Consider the following 17,651-nt stretch of genomic DNA (forward strand, 5'->3'; position numbering starts at 1 on the left):
GGTCAGTCCTCCCTGTCGTCGCCGGAGGGCACGAACCGCAGCACCACCGGAATGGCCCCGGCCGCGGCGACCAGGGCCAGCCCCGCCCACCACAGCGGTGGGACCTGCGCCTCGGTGCCGGCGCTGAGCGCCGGTAGCGCGCCGAGGAACAACGCCATGGCCAGCAGCAGCCAGCGCAGTTCGTTCACGACGTCTCCAATCCGTCAGACGAAGAGCAGGGTCAGCAGACCGATCACCACTGCGGCAGCCAGCGTCCAGGGCAGCGTCTTGCGCAGCACGGCGCCCTCCTGGCCGACGATGCCGGCGGTGCCGGTGCCGAGGACGATGTTGGCCGGCGCGACGGCGTTGCCGATGGCGCCACCGGCGCTCTGCGCGGCGACGACGGCGTTGCCGGAGAGGCCGGTGCCGGTGGCGACGCCCTGCTGCAGTTGGGCGAAGAGCACGTTGGAGGCGGTGTTGCTGGAGGTCATGAAGGCCCCGATCAGGCCGATGATGTTGGCCAGGAAGGCGTAGACGAGCGGCGGCGAGACCTGCTCCAGGCCCTGCGCCAGCACGTCGGTCTGGCCGGAGTGCTCCATCACGGCGGCGAGCACCAGGAACGACAGGATTGCCACCGAGGCGGGGGTGGCGTCGGTGGCCAGGCTCGACCAGATCGGCTGGCGCCCCTCCCGCTGCCGCCGCCGCGCGAAGAAACCGCGCGACCGGTAGACCAGCCAGGTGACCAGAACCGCGACGGCCAGCGAGAAACCCGGGTGGGTGAACGGGGCGATCGGCGAGTACGGCCGCTCACCCTCGTTCACCACGTCGAATCCGGTGCCCGCCTCGGGGAAGGGCGGCCCGAACTCGACCTGGTCGAGCAGGTTCACCACGGGCGGCACCGCGAGGGTGAGGACGGCCACCAGGGTCAGCACGGCGTACGGCAGCAGCGCCCAGCCGAGGCCCATGACGGGCTCGCTCTTCTCCTCGTCCCCCTCACCGGCGTCGTCACGCATGGCCGGGCGTTCCCCGACGTCGCGGGCCGGCTCCCGGTAGCGGGACCAGCGGGACAGCGGATAGAGCGCCACCAGTGCGACGGTGCTGGCGAGGAAGGCGGACAGCAGCGGCTCCCAGTACATGATCACGAACTGGAGCCCGGCGTGCAGCGCCGAGATGATCAGGATCAGCGGCCAGGCGATCCGGACCCCGCGTCCCTTTCCGGCCATCCAGGCGATGGTGACGCCGGCCATCAGCGTCACCGGGGCGAGCAGCACCGCCGTGATGAGTGCCGTGGCGAGTTCGTCGTCCAGCTCGACCACCTGCAACGTGGCGATCCAACCCACCGCCAGGGTGCCGAACATGTTCGCCCAGGCGTGCCCGATCAGCGGGATGGCGACGGCGTAGAGGGGACGTACCCCGATGGCCAGCAGCAGCGGCGCCACGATCGCGATCGGTGCGCCGAAGCCGGCGATGCCCTGTGTGAAGGAGGCGAACACCCACCCGAACCCGAGGACCAGGAAGACGTGGTTGCGGCTGTACCGGGACAACCCGCGGCGCAATGCGTCGAAGGCACCGGCAGCTGTGCCCACCCGGTACAGCAGCAGCGCCGGCCAGATCACCAGCAGGATGAACACCGCGTCCCAAACACCCTTGCCGACGCCCACGGCGAGCGTCTCGAACGGAGTACGGAAGAAGACCAGCGCGACCACGGCGGCCAGGAACATCCCGGCAGGGCCGGCCTCGGGTGCCTTCCAGCGCAGCACCGCGAGCAGGACCAGCAGCAGCACGATCGGACTGAGCGCCAGCAGCCAGTACCCGAGGTTGATCGGCAGTGCCGAGTCCGTCATGTTCGCTCCCGTCCGGATCAGGAGCGGCGTCTACCCGGTGAGCATGTGCGCATGCGTCCCCCGACCGGCGAAATTTCCGGGCGTAACCGGCGGAGTACCTGCGGGTGTCGGCGATCACGAGAAACATGGTTAGCCTGAGAGACCAGTGAGATTTCTGCGGCAGACGTGGCTCGGCGTCGCGAACCCAACGGCGGGTCCAGGTGCTCTTTACAGAGCTGCCGTTCCGGCGACGAGGAGGAGGCCCGTGACACAACAGACCTGGGACGAGGTGGGCGGCCTGCTGCCGCACGACGAGTTCCGCGCCGCCAGCGAAGCCATCGTGGCCAACATCGAGCAGGTCATCGAAGGCAAGACCGCGACGGTGCGCCTCGCCCTGGCCGTCCTGCTCGCCGAGGGTCACCTGCTGATCGAGGACGTCCCCGGCGTCGGCAAGACGAAGCTGGCCAAGGCCCTGGCCCGCTCGATCGACTGCTCGGTGCGCCGGATCCAGTTCACCCCCGACCTGCTGCCCAGCGACGTCACCGGGGTCAGCGTCTACAACCAGGAGACGCACGACTTCGAGTTCCGCCCGGGCGCGGTCTTCGCCAACCTGGTCGTCGGCGACGAGATCAACCGGGCCTCGCCGAAGACCCAGTCCGCGCTGCTGGAGTGCATGGAGGAGCGGCAGGTCACCGTCGACGGGGTGACGTACCAGCTCCAGACTCCGTTCATGGTGATCGCCACCCAGAACCCGATCGAGATGGAGGGCACCTATCCCCTCCCCGAGGCGCAGCGCGACCGGTTCACCGCGCGAATCGCGATGGGTTACCCGGGCCCGGAGGCCGAGCTGGCCATGCTGGACGGCCACGGCGCCGCCGACCCGTTGCAGGAGCTGCGGCCGGTCTCCGACGCCGACACCGTCCGCCGGCTGATCGCCACGGTCCGCCAGGTGCACGTCGCCGACGCCGTGAAGCAGTACGCCGTCGACCTGGTCACCGCCACCCGCGAGTCCCCCGAGCTGCGCCTCGGCGCGTCCCCGCGGTCCACCCTGCAACTGCTGCGCACCGCCCGCGCGGTGGCCGCCCTGGAGGGGCGCGACTACGTCGTCCCGGACGACCTGCAGGCCCTCGCGGTGCCGGTGCTGGCGCACCGGATCATCCCGACCGCCGACGCCCAGCTCGCCCGGCGCACCACCGACGCGATCGTCTCCGAGCTGGTGCACCGGCTGGCGCTGCCGCAGGACCGCAAGCGCACCCAGTACGACGCGCCCCGTCCCGCCACCGGCAACGGTCGCCCGCCGTTCGAGCCGCGGAGGCCGTGACGTGCGCGACGGGCTGCGCGGCCTGACCACCCGCGGCCGCTCGTTCCTGGCGGCCGCGGTCGCGGCGGCGGTCTCCGCCGGCATCCTCGGTGAGAAGGACCTGCTGCGGGTGGCGGTGCTGCTGGCCGCCCTGCCGCTGCTCGCCGCGCTCTACGTCGGGCGCAGTCGCTACAAGCTGGCCTGCAACCGGTCGCTGGAGCCGCACCGGGTGCCGGTCGGGGCCAGCTCCCGGGTCGTGCTGCGCCTGCAGAACATGTCCCGGCTGCCCACCGGCACCCTGCTGCTCGAGGACCGGCTGCCGTACGCGCTGGGCAGCCGGCCCCGGGTGGTGCTGGAACGGCTCGGCGCGCACCAGGCCAGCTCGGTGGCGTACACGGTCCGCGCCGACGTGCGCGGCCGGTACGAGGTGGGTCCGCTGGTGGTCCGGATGACCGACCCGTTCGGGCTCTGCGAGCTGACCCGGGCCTTCCCCAGCACCGACCACCTGACGGTGATCCCGCAGGTCACCCCACTGCCGACGGTCCGTCTGCCCGGCGAGTACGCCGGCAGCGGCGACAGCCGGGCCCGGTCGGTCGCGGTGCACGGTGAGGACGACGCGGCCACCCGGGAGTACCGGATGGGCGACGACCTGCGCCGGGTGCACTGGAAGTCGACCGCGCGCACCGGTGAGCTGATGGTGCGGCGCGAGGAGCAGCCCTGGGAGAGCCGGGCCACCGTCGTGCTGGACACCCGCGCGTACGGCCACCGCGGCGACGGCCCGACGGCCAGCTTCGAGTGGGCGGTCACCGCCGCCGCGAGCATCGCCGTGCACCTGCGGCAGTCGGGCTACAAGTTGCGCCTGGTCACCGGCTCGGGGGTGGACGTCGACGCCACCGAGGCGGCCGGCGACGGCGTGCTCCTCGATCATCTGGCCGACGTCCGGCTCGACCAGCGCGGCGAGGTCGCGACCCTCGTGCAGCGGGTACGCCAGCGCGCCGACGGCGGCCTGATCATCGCGCTGCTCGGGTCACTGGGCCCCACCGAGGCGGAACTGCTGTCGGGCCTGCGCGGCAACGGTGCGACCTGCGTGGGCTTCCTGCTGGACAGCAGCACCTGGCTGAACCTGCCGGAGAAGGCCCGCGCCGAGTCCGAACGCGCCCACGGCGCCGCCGCGCTCGCCCTGTTGCAGGGCGGCTGGCGGGTGATCGGGGTCGACCACGGCGGCCGGCTGCCGGCGCTGTGGCCGCAGGCGGCCCGTGGTTCGCAGGGTTTCGCCCTGCGGGCGGCCATGGCCGAGACGGTCGCCGGCGTCGTCCGGTGACAGGGAAGGTGAGATCGTGATCGCGTCCCGGAACCTCGGCTTCGTGGCCGCCGCGGCGACACTGCTCGCCGCGGCGCCGCTGTCGTCGATCTTCCAGCGGTGGACCTGGCTGGTCCAGGCCGCCATCGCGGTGGCCGTGGTGGCCGGCGTGGCCGCGCTGGCCCGGCTGCTGCGGGCTCCGCTCTGGGGGCAGGCGCTGGGCATGCTGGCCGGCCTGCTGCTGGCGTTGACCTGGCTCTTCCCCGGCGGCACCGAACTGGTCGCGTTCATCCCCACCCCGGCCACCCTGGCCCATTTCGGCGAGCTGATGCAGGGTTCGGCGCAGGACATGCGGTCGTACGGCGTGAAGGTGCCGGACACCACCCCGCTGCTGTTCATCACCGTGCTCGGGGTGGGCGCCGTGGCCATGCTGGTCGACCTGCTGGCGGTGGGGCTGCGGCGTCCGGCGCTGGCCGGCCTGCCGATGCTGGCGATCTACTCGGTGCCGGTCGCGGTCTACGTGGACAGCGTGCCGGCGCTGCCGTTCGTCGTCGGCGCCTGCGGTTACCTCTGGCTGCTGGTCACCGACAACGTGGAGCGGGTACGCCGGTTCGGTCGCCGGTTCACCGGCGAGGGGCGCGACGTCGACGTCTGGGAGGCGTCTCCGCTGGCCGCCGCCGGTCGCCGGCTGGCGGTGGTGGGTGTGGCGCTGGCCGTGGCCGTGCCGCTGGCCGTGCCGGGGATGACCGGCGGGCTGCTCGACCAGTTCAACTCCGTCGGCGACGGCACCGGCAACGGGCGGCCCGGGCAGGGCGGCAGCCCCGGCCGGATCGACCTCTTCGCGGCGCTCAGCGGCCAGCTCAACCAGTCCGAGGTGGCCGAGATGGTCAAGGTCACCACCACCGAGTCCAGCCCGTTCTATCTGCGTTTCGGGGTCGCCGACGAGCTGCGTCCGGACGGCTTCCGGGTGCGTCCACCCAACGGCAGGCGGGTCGACCGGGACCTGCCCGGGGTGCCCGCGCGGCAGGGCGTGGCACAACAACGCCACCGGGCGACCGTGGAGGTCAGCCGTAACCTGACCATGCCGCTGGTGCCCGTCTACTCCGACCCGGTCGACGTCGACGGCCTCAGCGGCAACTGGCTCTACGACCAGAACCTCGGCGTCGTCTTCTCCAACCGGGACAACTCCCGGGGCAAGCGCTACTCCTTCGAGTACGTCCGGTCGACGTTCAGTCCCGCCGCGCTGCGCCGGGCGCCCTCCCTGCCGGCCGAGCACCCGATCGCCGTCCAGCAGACCCGCCGGCCTGCGGTACAGCAGGTGGACCTGCTGGTCTCCCGGCTGATCGAGGGCAAACGCACCGACTACGACAAGGTGCGGGCGATCTACGACTACTTCTCCCGGGACAACGGCTTCAGCTACTCGCTGAGCACCAAGGGCGGCACCAGCGGCCAGGAGATCGTCGACTTCCTCACCAACAAGGTCGGCTTCTGCCAGCAGTACGCGGCGGCGATGGCCTGGCTGGTGCGGTCCGCCGGCATCCCGGCCCGGGTGGCGTTCGGGTTCACCAACGGCACCGGTGCCGGGGACGACACCTGGGTGCTTACCAACCGCAACCTGCACGCCTGGACGGAGGTCTACTTCGACCAGATGGGCTGGGTGCCGTTCGACCCCACCCCGGCGTACGCCGTGCAGGGCGCGAACCGCTCGGCCTGGGCCCCGGACAGCGACGCCCCGGACCCGGAGCCGTCGGGCACCTCCGCGCCGGGGGCCACTCCGGACGACCCGGGCGGCTCCGCCGGGCCGGACCGGCCGGACGCCGCCGACCGGGAGGTCGACGAGGGCTTCGACCCGGTCACCGGCGCACCGGTGCGGCGTACGCCCACCTGGCCGTGGTGGACGGCCGGCGGGGTGCTGGCGCTGCTCGCTCTGCTCTCCGTGCCGGCGCTGCGCCGGGTGACGCTGCGCCGCCGACGGCACGCGCAGCCCGCCCCGGCGGCGGTGGCGGCCGGCTCCGGCGACGCCGCTCCGGAGGCGACCGGCATCGTCGTGCTCGGCGCGGACCGCGACCGGGCCCGGGCGGACGCCCACACGGCGTGGGACGAACTGCTGGACACCCTGGTCGACTACCGGGTCCGCGTCGACCGGACGGAGACGCCCCGGGCGACCGCGGAGCGCCTGGTCCGCGACGCCCTGTCCGACGACGCGACCTCGACGGCGGCGGTACGGCTGCTCGGCCGCGCGGAGGAGCGGGCGCGCTACGCCCGCGACCCGCTCACCGGCGAGCCGCTGCACCCGGCCCTGCGCTCGGTACGCGGTGCGCTCGCCGCCCGGTCCGACCGGCGTACCCGGCTGCTGGCCGCCCTGCTCCCGCCGTCGGTGCTGCTGCGCTGGCGGCTGGCCGTCGCGGAGCGGTCCTCGTGGCTGGTGGCGACGGGCGGGCAGGCACGGTACCGGCTGGCCCGGTGGAGCCCACGCCGCCTGCTGGCCCGCCGCGTCTGACCCGCCCGCCCAGATCGCGCTGTTTCCCGGATGTAGTGGTGTCCCCGTCTCGCGACACCCCTACATCCGGGAAGTTGCGCCGCCCACCGTGCCGTGCCCCTGCCCCGGTCGGGGCGGGGTCGGGGGTTGGGGGTTTGGGGTTGGGGCGGGGGGGGTGACGTGGGCGTGAGAGGTCGTTCACCACGGGAAGAGCCGGGCGTGGTGTTCTCGGCGAGGCTCGCCTCGTCGCGGGCGATCCTCGGCCGGGCAGACCAGGCCCGCCGGATCGGGTCGCGGACATGGTGGTGCGACGGTAGTGGCCGGATCAGGTCCGGCACCTACCGTCGTCGTGACGACGCCGGCCCGCCTCAACGACGGGCGACGACCTTCAGCGATGTCCCTCCGGGCGCTGACGCCACCGGTCCTCCATGCGGTCCAGCAGCGACGGCCGTCGACCCGCGCGCCCGCGTGGACGACGGCGACTGGTGGTGCCCCCGACCACGTGCAGGTCGGGTGACTGCGCCCTGCGTTGCGACTGCACCGCGTAGCCCAAAGCGGCCAGCATGACGACGAAGCCCGCCACTGCCAGTGGCGGAGTCTTGATCACCGCGCCGTAGACCAACAGGGCCAAGCCGACGACGACCACGCCGGCAGCGACGAGCAGGCGACGCCGCGCGTAAAAGCGCGGATCGCTGGCGCGCACGGCCGAGGCGAATTTGGGGTCCTCGGCAAGCGACCGCTCGATCTGCTCGAACAGCCGCTGCTCGTGCTCCGAGAGCGGCACGGCACTCCTCCCCGGTCACGTTGGTCGGCCCGGTCGGGCCGACAGACCGTGGCAGCCAACCGGCTGCTTACCGACAAGTCTACGAGGGGGGTCGCGCGTCGGAAAGCGGGACGACCTACGGCCGGGTCGGATTTTCCCGCCGACGGGGTTCACCCTTGCCGAGCAGACTGGCCGGACCTATGACGGACCGCCCGAATCGGGCAGCGGCGGCGTCCGCGGCGGCTTCCGCCTCCCGCCAGCCGCGCTCGGGGGCGCCGAGGGTCAACTGCCGGGCTGCGCCGCTCGCACCCGCGAGCCCTTCGACGCGTACGCCGACCAGCCGGATGCGCTCACCCGGGTCGAGAACGGTGTAGAGCGCCCAGGCGGTGTCGAACACCTCCCGGGCCACGTCGGTCGGGCCACCGAGGGTCCGGGACCGATTGACCGTGCGGAAGTCGGCGAGCCGTACCTTGATCGACACCGTCCGCCCGACCTGCCCGGCTCGGCGCAGCCGGGCGCCCACCTTCTCGCTGAGGGCGAGCAGCGCCCGGCGGATCTCCAGCGGGTCGTCCACGTCCGCGTCGAAGGTCACCTCGGCGCCGATCGACTTCTCCACGTGCTCCGGGCTCACCGCGCGCGGGTCACGGCCCCGGGCCAACTCGTGCAGGTGGGTCGCGGACGCCTCGCCGAGCGCCCGGCGGAGCATGCCGTACGGCGCCTCGGCGAGGTCACCGATGGTGGACAGGCCAAGCCGGCGCAGCGTCTCGGCGGAGCGCTCCCCCACCCCCCAGAGCGCAGCCACCGGCAGCGGGTGCAGGAACTCCAACACCCGGTCGGCGGGGACCACGAGCAGCCCGTCCGGTTTGGCCCGGGTGGAGCCGAGCTTGGCCACGAACTTGCTCGGCGCCACCCCGACCGAGCAGGTCAACCGCTGCTCCTCGGCGACCCGCCGGCGGATCAGCCGGGCGATCTCGGCCGGCCGGCCGAACAGTCGCCGGGCCCCGGCCACGTCGAGGAACGCCTCGTCGAGGGAGAGCGGCTCGACCAGCGGGGTGACGTCGCGGAAGATCTGCATCACCGCCCGCGAGGCGGCCGAGTACCGGCTGGAGTCGGGTGGGAGGTAGACCGCGTCGGGGCAGAGCGCGCGGGCCCGCATGGTGGGCATGGCGCTGCGTACGCCGTACCGCCGGGCCTCGTAGCTGGCGGAGCTGACCACGCCGCGCGGCCCGGTGCCGGCGACCACGACGGGCCGGCCGCGCAGCTCCGGGCGGTGGCGCACCTCGACGGAGGCGAAGAAGGCGTCCATGTCGACGTGCAGGATCGGGCAGCCCGAGTCGTCGGCGCCCGGCCCGAAGCGCGGATCACCGCCACCCTCCGACCCGGGGCGCGGGTCGTGACCGCGCGCGAACGACTGGCTCCGACCCATCCCCGCAGGCTAGCCCGCCGGTGTGACAGCCCGGTCGGTCAGCCCCGCACGACCAGCAGCGGAATGGTCATCTCGGCCGCGGTGTCCGCCCCGTGGTACGCCACCAGCCGGGACACCGCCGGCGGCTCGGAGCGGCTGGCCAGCACCGCGTACGTGCCGTGGCAGGTGACCACCACGTCACCGATGCGCCCCAGGTGCTCCTCCGGCACCGGGCCGAACCGGCCGGTGGCCACCGCCTCCGCGCGGGTCTGCACCCGGGCGGCCGGGCCGAGCACCGCCGACCAGGCGGCCACCACGTCGTCGGTCGCGCCCGGCGCGACGTGCAGGTAGCGCACCCGCGGCTCGCCGGCGATCACCCGGACACCGGCGCGCAGCCGGGGGTCGGTGTCCAGGTCGAAGCGGTGCGCGGCGGGCACGTCGAGCTGGCCGTGGTCGGCGGTGACCAGCAGCGCGGCGTCCGGCGGGAGACCGTCGACGAGGCGGGCGAGCAGCGCGTCCACCCCGGCGGCGGCGAGCCGCCAGGGCGCGGAGTCGACCCCGCTGAGGTGGCCGTGCCGGTCCAGGTCGGGGTGGTAGCCGGAGACCAGGGTCGGACCGTCACCGGCGGCGAGCGCGGCGAGCATCGTGCCGGCCAGCGCGTCCACGCCGGCCGCGCCCCGGTAGTCGCCGCCCCGGTTGGCGGCCAGGGTCAGCCCGCTGCCGGCGTACTCGGGGCGGCTGACCACGGTCACCGCCACACCCGCCGCCCGGGCCCGCTCCCACTGGGTACGCACCGGCTGCCAGTGCAGCGGCTCCGGGTCGCCGGCCCACTCGATGTGGTTGAGCACCCGGTCGGTGCCGGGCACCCGGACGGTGAAGCCGAGCACCCCGTGCGCCCCGGACGGCACGCCCGCGCCGAGGCTCACCAGGCTGGTCGGGGTGGTGGACGGGAACCCGGCGGTCAGCGGCCGGCCGGCGGTGGCGGTGAGCCCGGCCAGGGTCGGCGCGTACGGCGCGGCGGTGGGGATCTGGTACCAGCCGAGGCCGTCGACGAGCAGCACCGCGATCCGGCGTACCCCGGCCAGGCGGGGCGTCAGGCCGAGCAGGTCGACCGCGCCAGGCACCCCGAGCACGGCCAGCGCGCTGGGCACCACGTCGACCAGGCTGCCCCCGCCGTACCGCGGCGGCACGATCTCCAGCGGCCCGACGTGGCCGAGCGGCGGGCCGACGGCGTCGTCCGGCCCGTCCGGCGGTCGTCGCGGCCCGGTCACGCCGGGCGGCGGGCGAAGAGGTGCAGCTGGGCGGCGAGATCCCGGTACGGCGACCGGGCCGCCAGGGCGCGTTCCAGCTCGACCAGGGCGGCCGGCTGGCCGTCGGCCACCGCGGCGGGGAGCAGGTCGGCCAGGACGCGCACCCCGTGGATCTCCTCCACGGTGAGCCCGGCTGCGGCGAGCAGCGCGGTGGCGCTGTCGGCGTCGAAGCGCCGGCGCAGGGTGTCGCGTGCTCCGGCGGAGCCGTCCGGGGCGGCGGCGAGCGTGGCGGCGACGTCCAGGTGCCCGTTCATCGCCCGGGTCAGCACGGCGGCGGCCCGTCCGGCGACCAGCACGCTGGCCGCGCCGGCCGGGCGCAGCGCGGCGGCGAGGGCGGTGGCCACCGGCGCCGGGTCGTCGACCACTTCCAGCACGGAGTGGCAGAGCACCAGGTCGACGCCGGCCGGCTCGACCAGCCCGGCCAGCGCGTCGCCGTCGCCCTGCACCGCGCGTACCCGGTCGGCGACCCCGGCCTCGGCGGCCCGGCGGGTCAGCGCGGCGAGCGCGTCGGGGCTGGCGTCGACCACGGTGACCCGGTGTCCGGCCTGGGCGAGCGGGACGGCGAAGCCGCCCGTCCCGCCGCCGACGTCGAGCACGGTGAGCTGGTCACCGGCGCGTCGGTCCAGCTCGGCGGCGAGGACCGACCAGATGACAGCGGTACGGGGGGTCAGCGGCGGTTCGGTGAACCGGGTGGTCTGCTCCACCCGGTCGAGCCTAGTCACCCGCACCACCCGACCCCCCGCAGGCGGTGGTGGGTCGGGCCGTCAGGACTCCCCGCCGGCGGCGGGGTCCTCCTCCGCCCGGGAACGCTGGGCGTTGGCCACCGGCCCGTCGGTCACCTGGTACTCGCGGGGCTCCGCGTCCTGCTCCGGCGACCAGCCGGCGGCCAGCCGGGTGCGCCGGACGTTCGCCACACCACCGGTGTACGTGCTGTTGAAGGTCATGGTCCACCCCCTTGCCGAGCGGGCCGCTCTGCCCGCGCGTGTGCGGAAGTCTCCCTCGTCCGGGCCCCGGAAACCGTAATGTGGATCACTCCGCTCAACGGAAATCCCGCGACGCCGGGCTGACGGGCGGCTCGATCGGGTCCAGCCGGTCCGCGGTGAGGCTGGTGACCCCCTCGTGCCGCTGCAACCGGCCCCGCACCACCAACGCCGCGCTGGTGCGCGCTGTTCGCCGGTAGCGCTGCCACAACCCGGGCGAACATGTGACGTTGAGCATCCCCGTCTCGTCCTCCAGGTTGAGGAAGGTGACCCCGCCGGCGGTCGCCGGGCGCTGCCGGTGGGTGACGATCCCGCCGACCCGGATCCGCCGGCCGGACTCCACCCGGCCGAGCCGGGCGATCGGCACCGCGCCGAGGGCGTCGAGCCGGTCGCGGATGAACCGGGCCGGGTGGTTCTCCGGGGAGAGCCCGGTGGCCCAGACGTCGGCGACGAGCCGGTCCACCGCCTCCATCCCGGGCAGGGTGGGCGCGGCCGTGCCGGTCACCGTGCCGGGCAGCCGGTCCGGCCGGTCCTGGGCCGCGGCGCCGGCGGCCCAGAGGGCCTGCCGCCGGGTCAGCCCGAAACAGGCGAAGGCGTCCGCGGTGGCCAGCGCCTCCAGCTGCGCGGCGGTGAGACCGACCCGCCGGGCCAGGTCCGGCATGTCCCGATACGGCCCGCGCGCGGCCCGTTCCGCCTCGATCCGCTCGGCCACCCCGTCGCCGACGGTACGCACACCGGACAGGCCGAGCCGGACGGCCGGCCCGCCGAGACCCCACTCGTGCGGCGGCTCACCCGGCCGGCTCCCCCACCGGGTCTGCGGCGTCGACTCCAGCACCGCCAGAGCCCCGCTGGCGTTGACGTCCGGGCGGCGTACCTCGACACCGTGCCGGCGGGCGTCGTCGACCAGGGTCTGCGGCGAGTAGAAGCCCATCGGCTGGGCGTTGAGCAGCGCGGCCAGGAACGGGCCGGGGTGGTAGCGCTTGAGCCAGGAGCTGGCGTAGACCAGGTAGGCGAAGCTCATCGCGTGGCTCTCCGGGAAGCCGTAGCTGGCGAACGCGGTGAGCTTGCGGTAGACGTCGTCGGCCAGCTCGCCGGTGATGCCCCGCTCGGCCATCCCGGCGTAGAGCCGGTCGGCGATCTGCGCCATCCGCTCCACCGACCGCTTGGCCCCCATCGCCCGGCGCAGTTGGTCGGCCCCGGCCGCGTCGAAGCCGGCCAGGTCGATGGCGAGCTGCATCAACTGCTCCTGGAACAGCGGCACGCCGAGGGTCTTCTCCAGCGCGTTGCGCATCAGCGGGTGCGGGAAGGTCACCGGCTCCTGGCCGTTCTTGCGCCGGATGAACGGGTGCACCGAGCCACCCTGGATCGGGCCGGGCCGGATCAGCGCCACCTCCACCACCAGGTCGTAGAACTCGCGCGGCTTGAGCCGGGGCAGGGTGGCCATCTGGGCGCGGCTCTCCACCTGGAACACCCCGACCGAGTCGGCCCGGCAGAGCATGTCGTAGACCTCGGGGTCGTCCAGCGTCATGTCGCCCAGGTCGAGGGTCATTCCGATCATGTCGTAGCCGTAGTGCAGGGCGGAGAGCATGCCGAGGCCGAGCAGGTCGAACTTGACCAGGCCGACGGCGGCGCAGTCGTCCTTGTCCCACTGGAGCACGCTGCGCCCGGGCATCCGGCCCCACTCCACCGGGCAGACCTCGATCACCGGCCGGTCGCAGATCACCATGCCGCCGGAGTGGATGCCCAGGTGCCGGGGGAACGTCTGCAGCTCGTTGGCGTACGCCACCACCTGCTCGGGGATGTCCGCCACGTCGACCGGGGCGACCGAGCCCCAGCGGTCGATCTGCTTGCTCCAGGCGTCCTGCTGGCCGGGCGAGAAACCGAACGCCTTGGCCACGTCCCGCACCGCCGACCGGGGCCGGTACGAGATGACGTTGGCGACCTGGGCGGTGTGCTCCCGGCCGTACCGGGCGTAGACGTGCTGGATCACCTCCTCCCGGCGGTCGGACTCGATGTCCACGTCGATGTCGGGCGGGCCGTCGCGTTCCGGGGCGAGGAAACGCTCGAAGAGCAACCGGTGCCGGACGGCGTCCACGTTGGTGATCCGCAGCGCGTAGCAGACCGCCGAGTTGGCCGCCGAGCCCCGGCCCTGGCAGTAGATGTCCTGCTCGCGGCAGAACGTGACGATGTCGTAGACCACCAGGAAGTAGCCGGGGAAGCCCAGCTCGTCGATCATCTTCAGCTCGTGCTCCAGCTGCGCGTACGCCTCGGGGTGCGCCTCGGTCGGGCCGTAGCGCTCCCGGGCGCCGTCCATGGTCAGCTTGCGCAGCCAGCTCATCTCGGTGTGCCCCGGCGGCACGGGGTACGCCGGCAGCCGGGGCGCGACCAGTTGCAGGTCGAACGCCAGCTCCGCGCCGAACTCGGCGGCCCGGGCCACCGCACCCGGGTACGCGGCGAACCGGGCCGCCATCTCCGCGCCGCTGCGCAGGTGGGCGGTGGCGGCGGCGGGCAGCCAGCCGTCGATCTCGTCCAGGCTGCGCCGGGCCCGTACGGCCGCCAGGGTGGTGGCCAGCCGGCGTCGCCCGGGGGTGGCGTAGTGCACGTTGTTGGTGGCCACCGTGGGCAGCCCGGCGGACGCGGCCAGCTCGGCCAGGGCGTCGTTGCGGTCGGCGTCGACGGGGTGCCCGTGGTCGGTCAGCTCCACCGCCACCGTCTCCGCCCCGAAGAGCGCGGTGAGCCGGTCCAGCTCCCGGGCCGCCGCGTCCACGCCCTCGGTGAGCAGCGCCGCCGGCACGTGCCCCTTGCGGCATCCGGTGAGCACCAGTACGTGGTCGCGCAGCTCGGCGGCGACCTCCTCCAGCTCGCCGTAGACCGGGCGGCCCTTCTCGCCGCCGCGCAGCTGGGCGCGGGAGATGGTGGTGGCGAGTCGGGCGTACCCCTCGTGGCCGTGGGCGAGCACCAGCAGGTGCCGACCGAGCGGGTCTGGCTCGCCGTTCTGCGGGCCGGGCAGCCCGAGGGAGAGCTCCGCGCCGAAGATCGTCGGCAGGTGCAGCGTCCGGGCCGCCTCGGCGAACCGGACCACGCCGTAGAAGCCGTCGTGGTCGGTGACGGCGAGCCCGGTGAGCCCCAGCCGGGCGGCCTCCTCGGCCAGCTCCTCCGGGTGACTGGCCCCGTCGAGGAAGCTGAAGTTGCTGTGCGCGTGCAGCTCGGCGTACGGCACCGTGCCGTCGGGACGGGGCAGCTCGGGCGGCTGGTAGTGCTGCCGCTTACGGCTCCAGGCCGGGGCGTCGCCACCGTCGGCGTCGACCGCGAGCGGGTCCACCACGTGCAGGTGCCGCTCGCCCCGGGGCCGGTCCTTGCCGGACCGCCCGGAGAGCACCTGCTCCAGCTCCGACCAGGGCATCTTCGGGTTGTGGAAGCTCACCGGCCGGCTCCCCGGCGGCCGTGCGTCGGCATCTTGGATTGCGGCCGCCGGGAAGGTTGCGGCCGCCGGAGTGGCCAGGTTCCTCCACGCTCTGGTTCCGCCCCCGTCGGGAGGCGGATGACTGTCAGCCGACTACGGACCTGATAGCACGGATGGATCGCGGGAGCCGATGCGGAGGCGGAGGCGGCAACGGAGGCAGCAACAGGAACAGCCGCGGATGCGGCAACGGGCACGCGTGCGGCAGCCGACACGGATGCGCCTGCGCCACGAGGAAGGCCACTGGAGGCAGCCTCGCCATGGACAGCGGGAACGGACGGCGATCCATTCACGCCATCAGGTCCGTAGCCTCCGACGGGTGGGAGCCGGCGCGGCAGGTCGGCGTGCCACTCGACCGAGGCACACCGCTCAGTCATAGATCGCCTCCACCAGCCACCGACCGGCCTCGACGGCCAGCAGCAGGGCGGCGCCGTCGGCCAGACAGACCTGGAACCGGGCTCGGCGGCGTGCCTCGGCCGGGGCCCACCAGCGCTCGTCCACCGGCCACGGGCCGGCCCAGCCGACGATCTCGGCCGGCGCGGCCGAGCCGACGGTCAGCCGCGCGGGCGGGGCGCTGACCGCCAACCGGGCGCTGACCACGACCGGCTCGCCGGCGGCGTCGTGCACGGCGGCGGCGAGCGGAGTGGGCAGCACCACGGCGGGCGAGGGCGGCGGCAGCCGGCCCGGCCAGGGCGGCACGGGGTTCCCGGCAGCCACGGCCCGACCGGCTCTCCCGGCCCGACCAGACACGCCCGCCGACCGCCCACCCGACGACACCAGGCCCGCCGACGACCCGCCCGCTGGCGGCACGCCTGGCGACGGCCCACCCCCCGACAGCACGCCACCCGGCCGCTCGACGGGTTCGCCGGGCAGCGGCGGCGGGCCGGGGCGGGCGGGGAGCCGTTCGTCGCCCCAGGGGACCAGACGTGTCTGGTCGGCCGGCGACCGGCCGCCACCGAGCACCGCGGTGACCACCGCCTCCGGGCCGAGGATGCCCTGCACCCGGCTCAACGCCCGGTGCGCCCGCTCCCGCTCCTCGCCGGCCTCTCCCCAGAGCCCGGCCTGCATCCCCGACCGGGTCAGCAGCCCGTCGGGGACCAGCCGCAGCCGGACGATCCCGGCGGTGGGCCGGGCCGGTCGCGCGCCGGCCCGGCCGGTGCTGCCGGAGAGCCAGCCGTCGAGCTGCCAGCGGACCCGGTCGGCGATGGCCGCGGCGGTGAGCAGGCCGTCGTGTCGCCAGACCCGGTGCAGTTCCTGGCCGTGCGCGGTGACCGCTTCGATGCCGAGCCGGGTGCAGGCCAGCCCGTGCGCGGCGAGCCGGTCGTGCAACTGCTCGGCGAGCACGCGGGCGGCGAAGGCAGCCGCGTCGACCCGGTCCAGCGGCTCATCGTGGTCGGCGGTCACCGCCAGGTCGGCCGGGGGTTGCCGGACGGCCAGCGGCCGGTCGTCCCGCCCGGCGGCGAGCCGGTGGGCCAACGCCCCGTCGAAGCCGAACCGGGCCAGCACGTCACCGGCGGGCAGCGCGGCGAAGCCGCCGAGGGTACGCACGCCGAGCCGGCGCAGCACGTCGGCCAGGGCGGGCCGGCCGAGCGCCTCGACAGGCAGCCCGGCGAGGAACCGGGGCGTCCCGCCCGGCGGCACCACCTGGCCGGCGCGCGCGGCCAGCCCGGCGGCGAAGACCCCGTCGGCGACACCGACCTGGCTCTCCACCGCGCAGGCCTGGGCCACCTGCTCCACGATCCGCTCGGCGGCCTGCTCCTCACCGCCGAAGTAGCGGGCAGGACCACGGGCGGCCAGTGCGCAGGCGCCGGGGCGTACCACCTCGACCCCGGCGGCGACCTCCTCGACGGCGGCGACCACCGGCTCGAAGACGCGGGCGTCCCGCCCGGGGTCGTGGTCGACCACGGTGAGCTGCGGGCAGCGGCCCTGTGCCTCCCGCCGCCGCAGGCCGCGTCGTACCCCCTCGGCCCGGGCCTGCTCGGAGCAGGCCACCACCCGGTTGGCGTGCAGCACGGCGACCGGGCCGGTGGCCGGCACCCCGTCGACGATCTCGGCGGCGATCACCGGCCAGTCCGGACACCAGAGCAGCAGGGTGCGTACCGGTCGGCCGGTCACGCCGGACCCACCAGGGTGAGCGCGCCACGGGAGCGGCCGGCGGCGCCGGCAGCGGCGGCCGTCGGGCGGGGGATGACCCGGGTGAGGTGGTCACCGGGGAGCCAGACCTTGATCTCCTTGGGGCGGGCGGCCGAGCCGCGCCCGCGCGCCGAGACGGTGACCTCGCGGCGGCGCAGCCGGCCCCGACCCGCCCCGAGCCCCTCCCAGGCCCCGCGGACCACCTGGAGGGTGACGTCCGCGCCGTCCCACCGGCCGTACGGGACGAGCACGCAGCCGCGCTGGCGGGCACGGGCGGCCAGCCGGCCGGCGACCGAGGCGGAGACGGTCTGCGGCACGGCGGTCACCACCACGTCGACCCCGTCGATCAGCGCGGCGACCACGGTGGGCCACTCGGGGCCCGGGTCCGGGACCAGGGCGAGCCGGTCCAGCACGATCCCCAGCTCGACGGCAGCGCCCACGCCGAAGGTCGGCACCCCGACCACCGCGCACCAGGAGCCGGCCCGGGACGCCTCGGCGAGCAGGGCCAGGACCAGCGAGGCGCCTCCGCTGTGCCGGGGCCGGCCGGCGGAGACCGCGATCGTGCTGCCCCGGCGCAGCCCCCGGTTGGGCAGCAGGCCGGTCAGCTCGGGCGCCACCGGGAGCACCCGGTGACCGCCGGCCGGGTCCGGCGCGCTCGCCGGACGCACCAGCGCGGCCAGTGCGGCGGAACCGACCACCATGCGGCCCGCCATCGGACC

Annotated in this window: 12 protein-coding genes and 2 pseudogenes; 3 read left to right on the forward strand and 11 right to left on the reverse strand. The window is 74.8% G+C overall.

The features are described 5' to 3' along the window. Positions 1–2: 2 nt before the first annotated feature. Entirely contained in the window at positions 3–188 is a 186-nt protein-coding gene (locus GA0070560_RS03550) for a hypothetical protein (protein ID WP_091291286.1), read from the reverse strand. 15 nt (positions 189–203) lie between these two features. Beyond that, positions 204–1,823: an L-lactate permease gene (locus tag GA0070560_RS03555; protein WP_091291289.1), complete on the reverse strand. Its 1,620-nt coding sequence runs from the start codon at positions 1,821–1,823 to the stop codon at positions 204–206. Between the two features lie 244 nt (positions 1,824–2,067). Between GA0070560_RS03555 and GA0070560_RS03560 the strand changes: the two genes are divergently transcribed. From GA0070560_RS03560 to GA0070560_RS03570, 3 genes are read left to right on the forward strand one after another with little or no spacing between them, the layout of a single operon-like run. Continuing rightward, positions 2,068–3,123, forward strand: a complete 1,056-nt coding sequence (locus GA0070560_RS03560; protein WP_091291291.1) for an AAA family ATPase — start codon at positions 2,068–2,070, stop codon at positions 3,121–3,123. A gap of 1 nt (position 3,124) precedes the next feature. Beyond that, positions 3,125–4,423, forward strand: a complete 1,299-nt coding sequence (locus GA0070560_RS03565; RefSeq protein WP_091291293.1) for a DUF58 domain-containing protein — start codon at positions 3,125–3,127, stop codon at positions 4,421–4,423. A gap of 16 nt (positions 4,424–4,439) precedes the next feature. Beyond that, a complete protein-coding gene (locus GA0070560_RS03570; protein ID WP_091291295.1) occupies positions 4,440–6,902 on the forward strand; it encodes a transglutaminase TgpA family protein in 2,463 nt (820 codons plus the stop codon). 367 nt (positions 6,903–7,269) lie between these two features. On the opposite strand, the gene GA0070560_RS03575 is transcribed toward GA0070560_RS03570, so the two are convergent. The 9 genes and pseudogenes from GA0070560_RS03575 to GA0070560_RS03610 form a co-directional block, all read right to left on the reverse strand. Next, entirely contained in the window at positions 7,270–7,665 is a 396-nt protein-coding gene (locus tag GA0070560_RS03575) for a DUF3040 domain-containing protein (RefSeq protein ID WP_091291297.1), read from the reverse strand. 115 nt (positions 7,666–7,780) lie between these two features. Beyond that, positions 7,781–9,070, reverse strand: a complete 1,290-nt coding sequence (locus GA0070560_RS03580; protein ID WP_091291298.1) for a DNA polymerase IV — start codon at positions 9,068–9,070, stop codon at positions 7,781–7,783. 38 nt (positions 9,071–9,108) lie between these two features. After that, positions 9,109–10,320, reverse strand: a complete 1,212-nt coding sequence (locus tag GA0070560_RS03585) for an alkaline phosphatase family protein (RefSeq protein WP_091291300.1) — start codon at positions 10,318–10,320, stop codon at positions 9,109–9,111. Further along, complete coding sequence (locus tag GA0070560_RS03590) at positions 10,317–11,081, reverse strand: class I SAM-dependent methyltransferase (protein ID WP_091291910.1); 765 nt, start codon at positions 11,079–11,081, stop codon at positions 10,317–10,319. The genes GA0070560_RS03585 and GA0070560_RS03590 overlap by 4 nt, the downstream gene beginning before the upstream one ends. Before the next feature lie 42 nt (positions 11,082–11,123). Then, positions 11,124–11,303, reverse strand: a complete 180-nt coding sequence (locus GA0070560_RS03595) for a hypothetical protein (protein WP_091291302.1) — start codon at positions 11,301–11,303, stop codon at positions 11,124–11,126. A 94-nt stretch (positions 11,304–11,397) separates the two neighbouring features. After that, positions 11,398–14,763 carry an error-prone DNA polymerase gene (locus tag GA0070560_RS03600; protein ID WP_091291303.1) on the reverse strand — a complete coding sequence of 1,122 codons (3,366 nt, stop codon included), beginning with the start codon at positions 14,761–14,763 and terminating at the stop codon, positions 11,398–11,400. 405 nt (positions 14,764–15,168) lie between these two features. Then, positions 15,169–15,495: pseudogene (locus GA0070560_RS30015) on the reverse strand (DNA polymerase Y family protein); the annotation flags it as partial. 156 nt (positions 15,496–15,651) lie between these two features. Then, positions 15,652–16,914: pseudogene (locus GA0070560_RS03605) on the reverse strand (DNA polymerase Y family protein); the annotation flags it as partial. Further along, positions 16,911–17,645, reverse strand: a complete 735-nt coding sequence (locus GA0070560_RS03610) for a hypothetical protein (RefSeq protein WP_091291307.1) — start codon at positions 17,643–17,645, stop codon at positions 16,911–16,913. The pseudogene GA0070560_RS03605 and the gene GA0070560_RS03610, both read right to left, overlap by 4 nt. Positions 17,646–17,651 lie beyond the last annotated feature (6 nt).

This window comes from Micromonospora halophytica (genome assembly GCF_900090245.1).
Lineage (GTDB): Bacteria > Actinomycetota > Actinomycetes > Mycobacteriales > Micromonosporaceae > Micromonospora > Micromonospora halophytica.

Bases quoted from the DNA above. Each gene is read 5' to 3' on its own strand.
- GA0070560_RS03610 (WP_091291307.1), bottom strand. From the start codon at position 17,645: ATGGCGGGCCGCATGGTGGTCGGTTCCGCCGCACTGGCCGCGCTGGTG.
- GA0070560_RS03555 (WP_091291289.1), bottom strand. From the start codon at position 1,823: ATGACGGACTCGGCACTGCCGATCAACCTCGGGTACTGGCTGCTGGCG.
- GA0070560_RS03595 (WP_091291302.1), bottom strand. From the start codon at position 11,303: ATGACCTTCAACAGCACGTACACCGGTGGTGTGGCGAACGTCCGGCGC.
- GA0070560_RS03580 (WP_091291298.1), bottom strand. From the start codon at position 9,070: ATGGGTCGGAGCCAGTCGTTCGCGCGCGGTCACGACCCGCGCCCCGGG.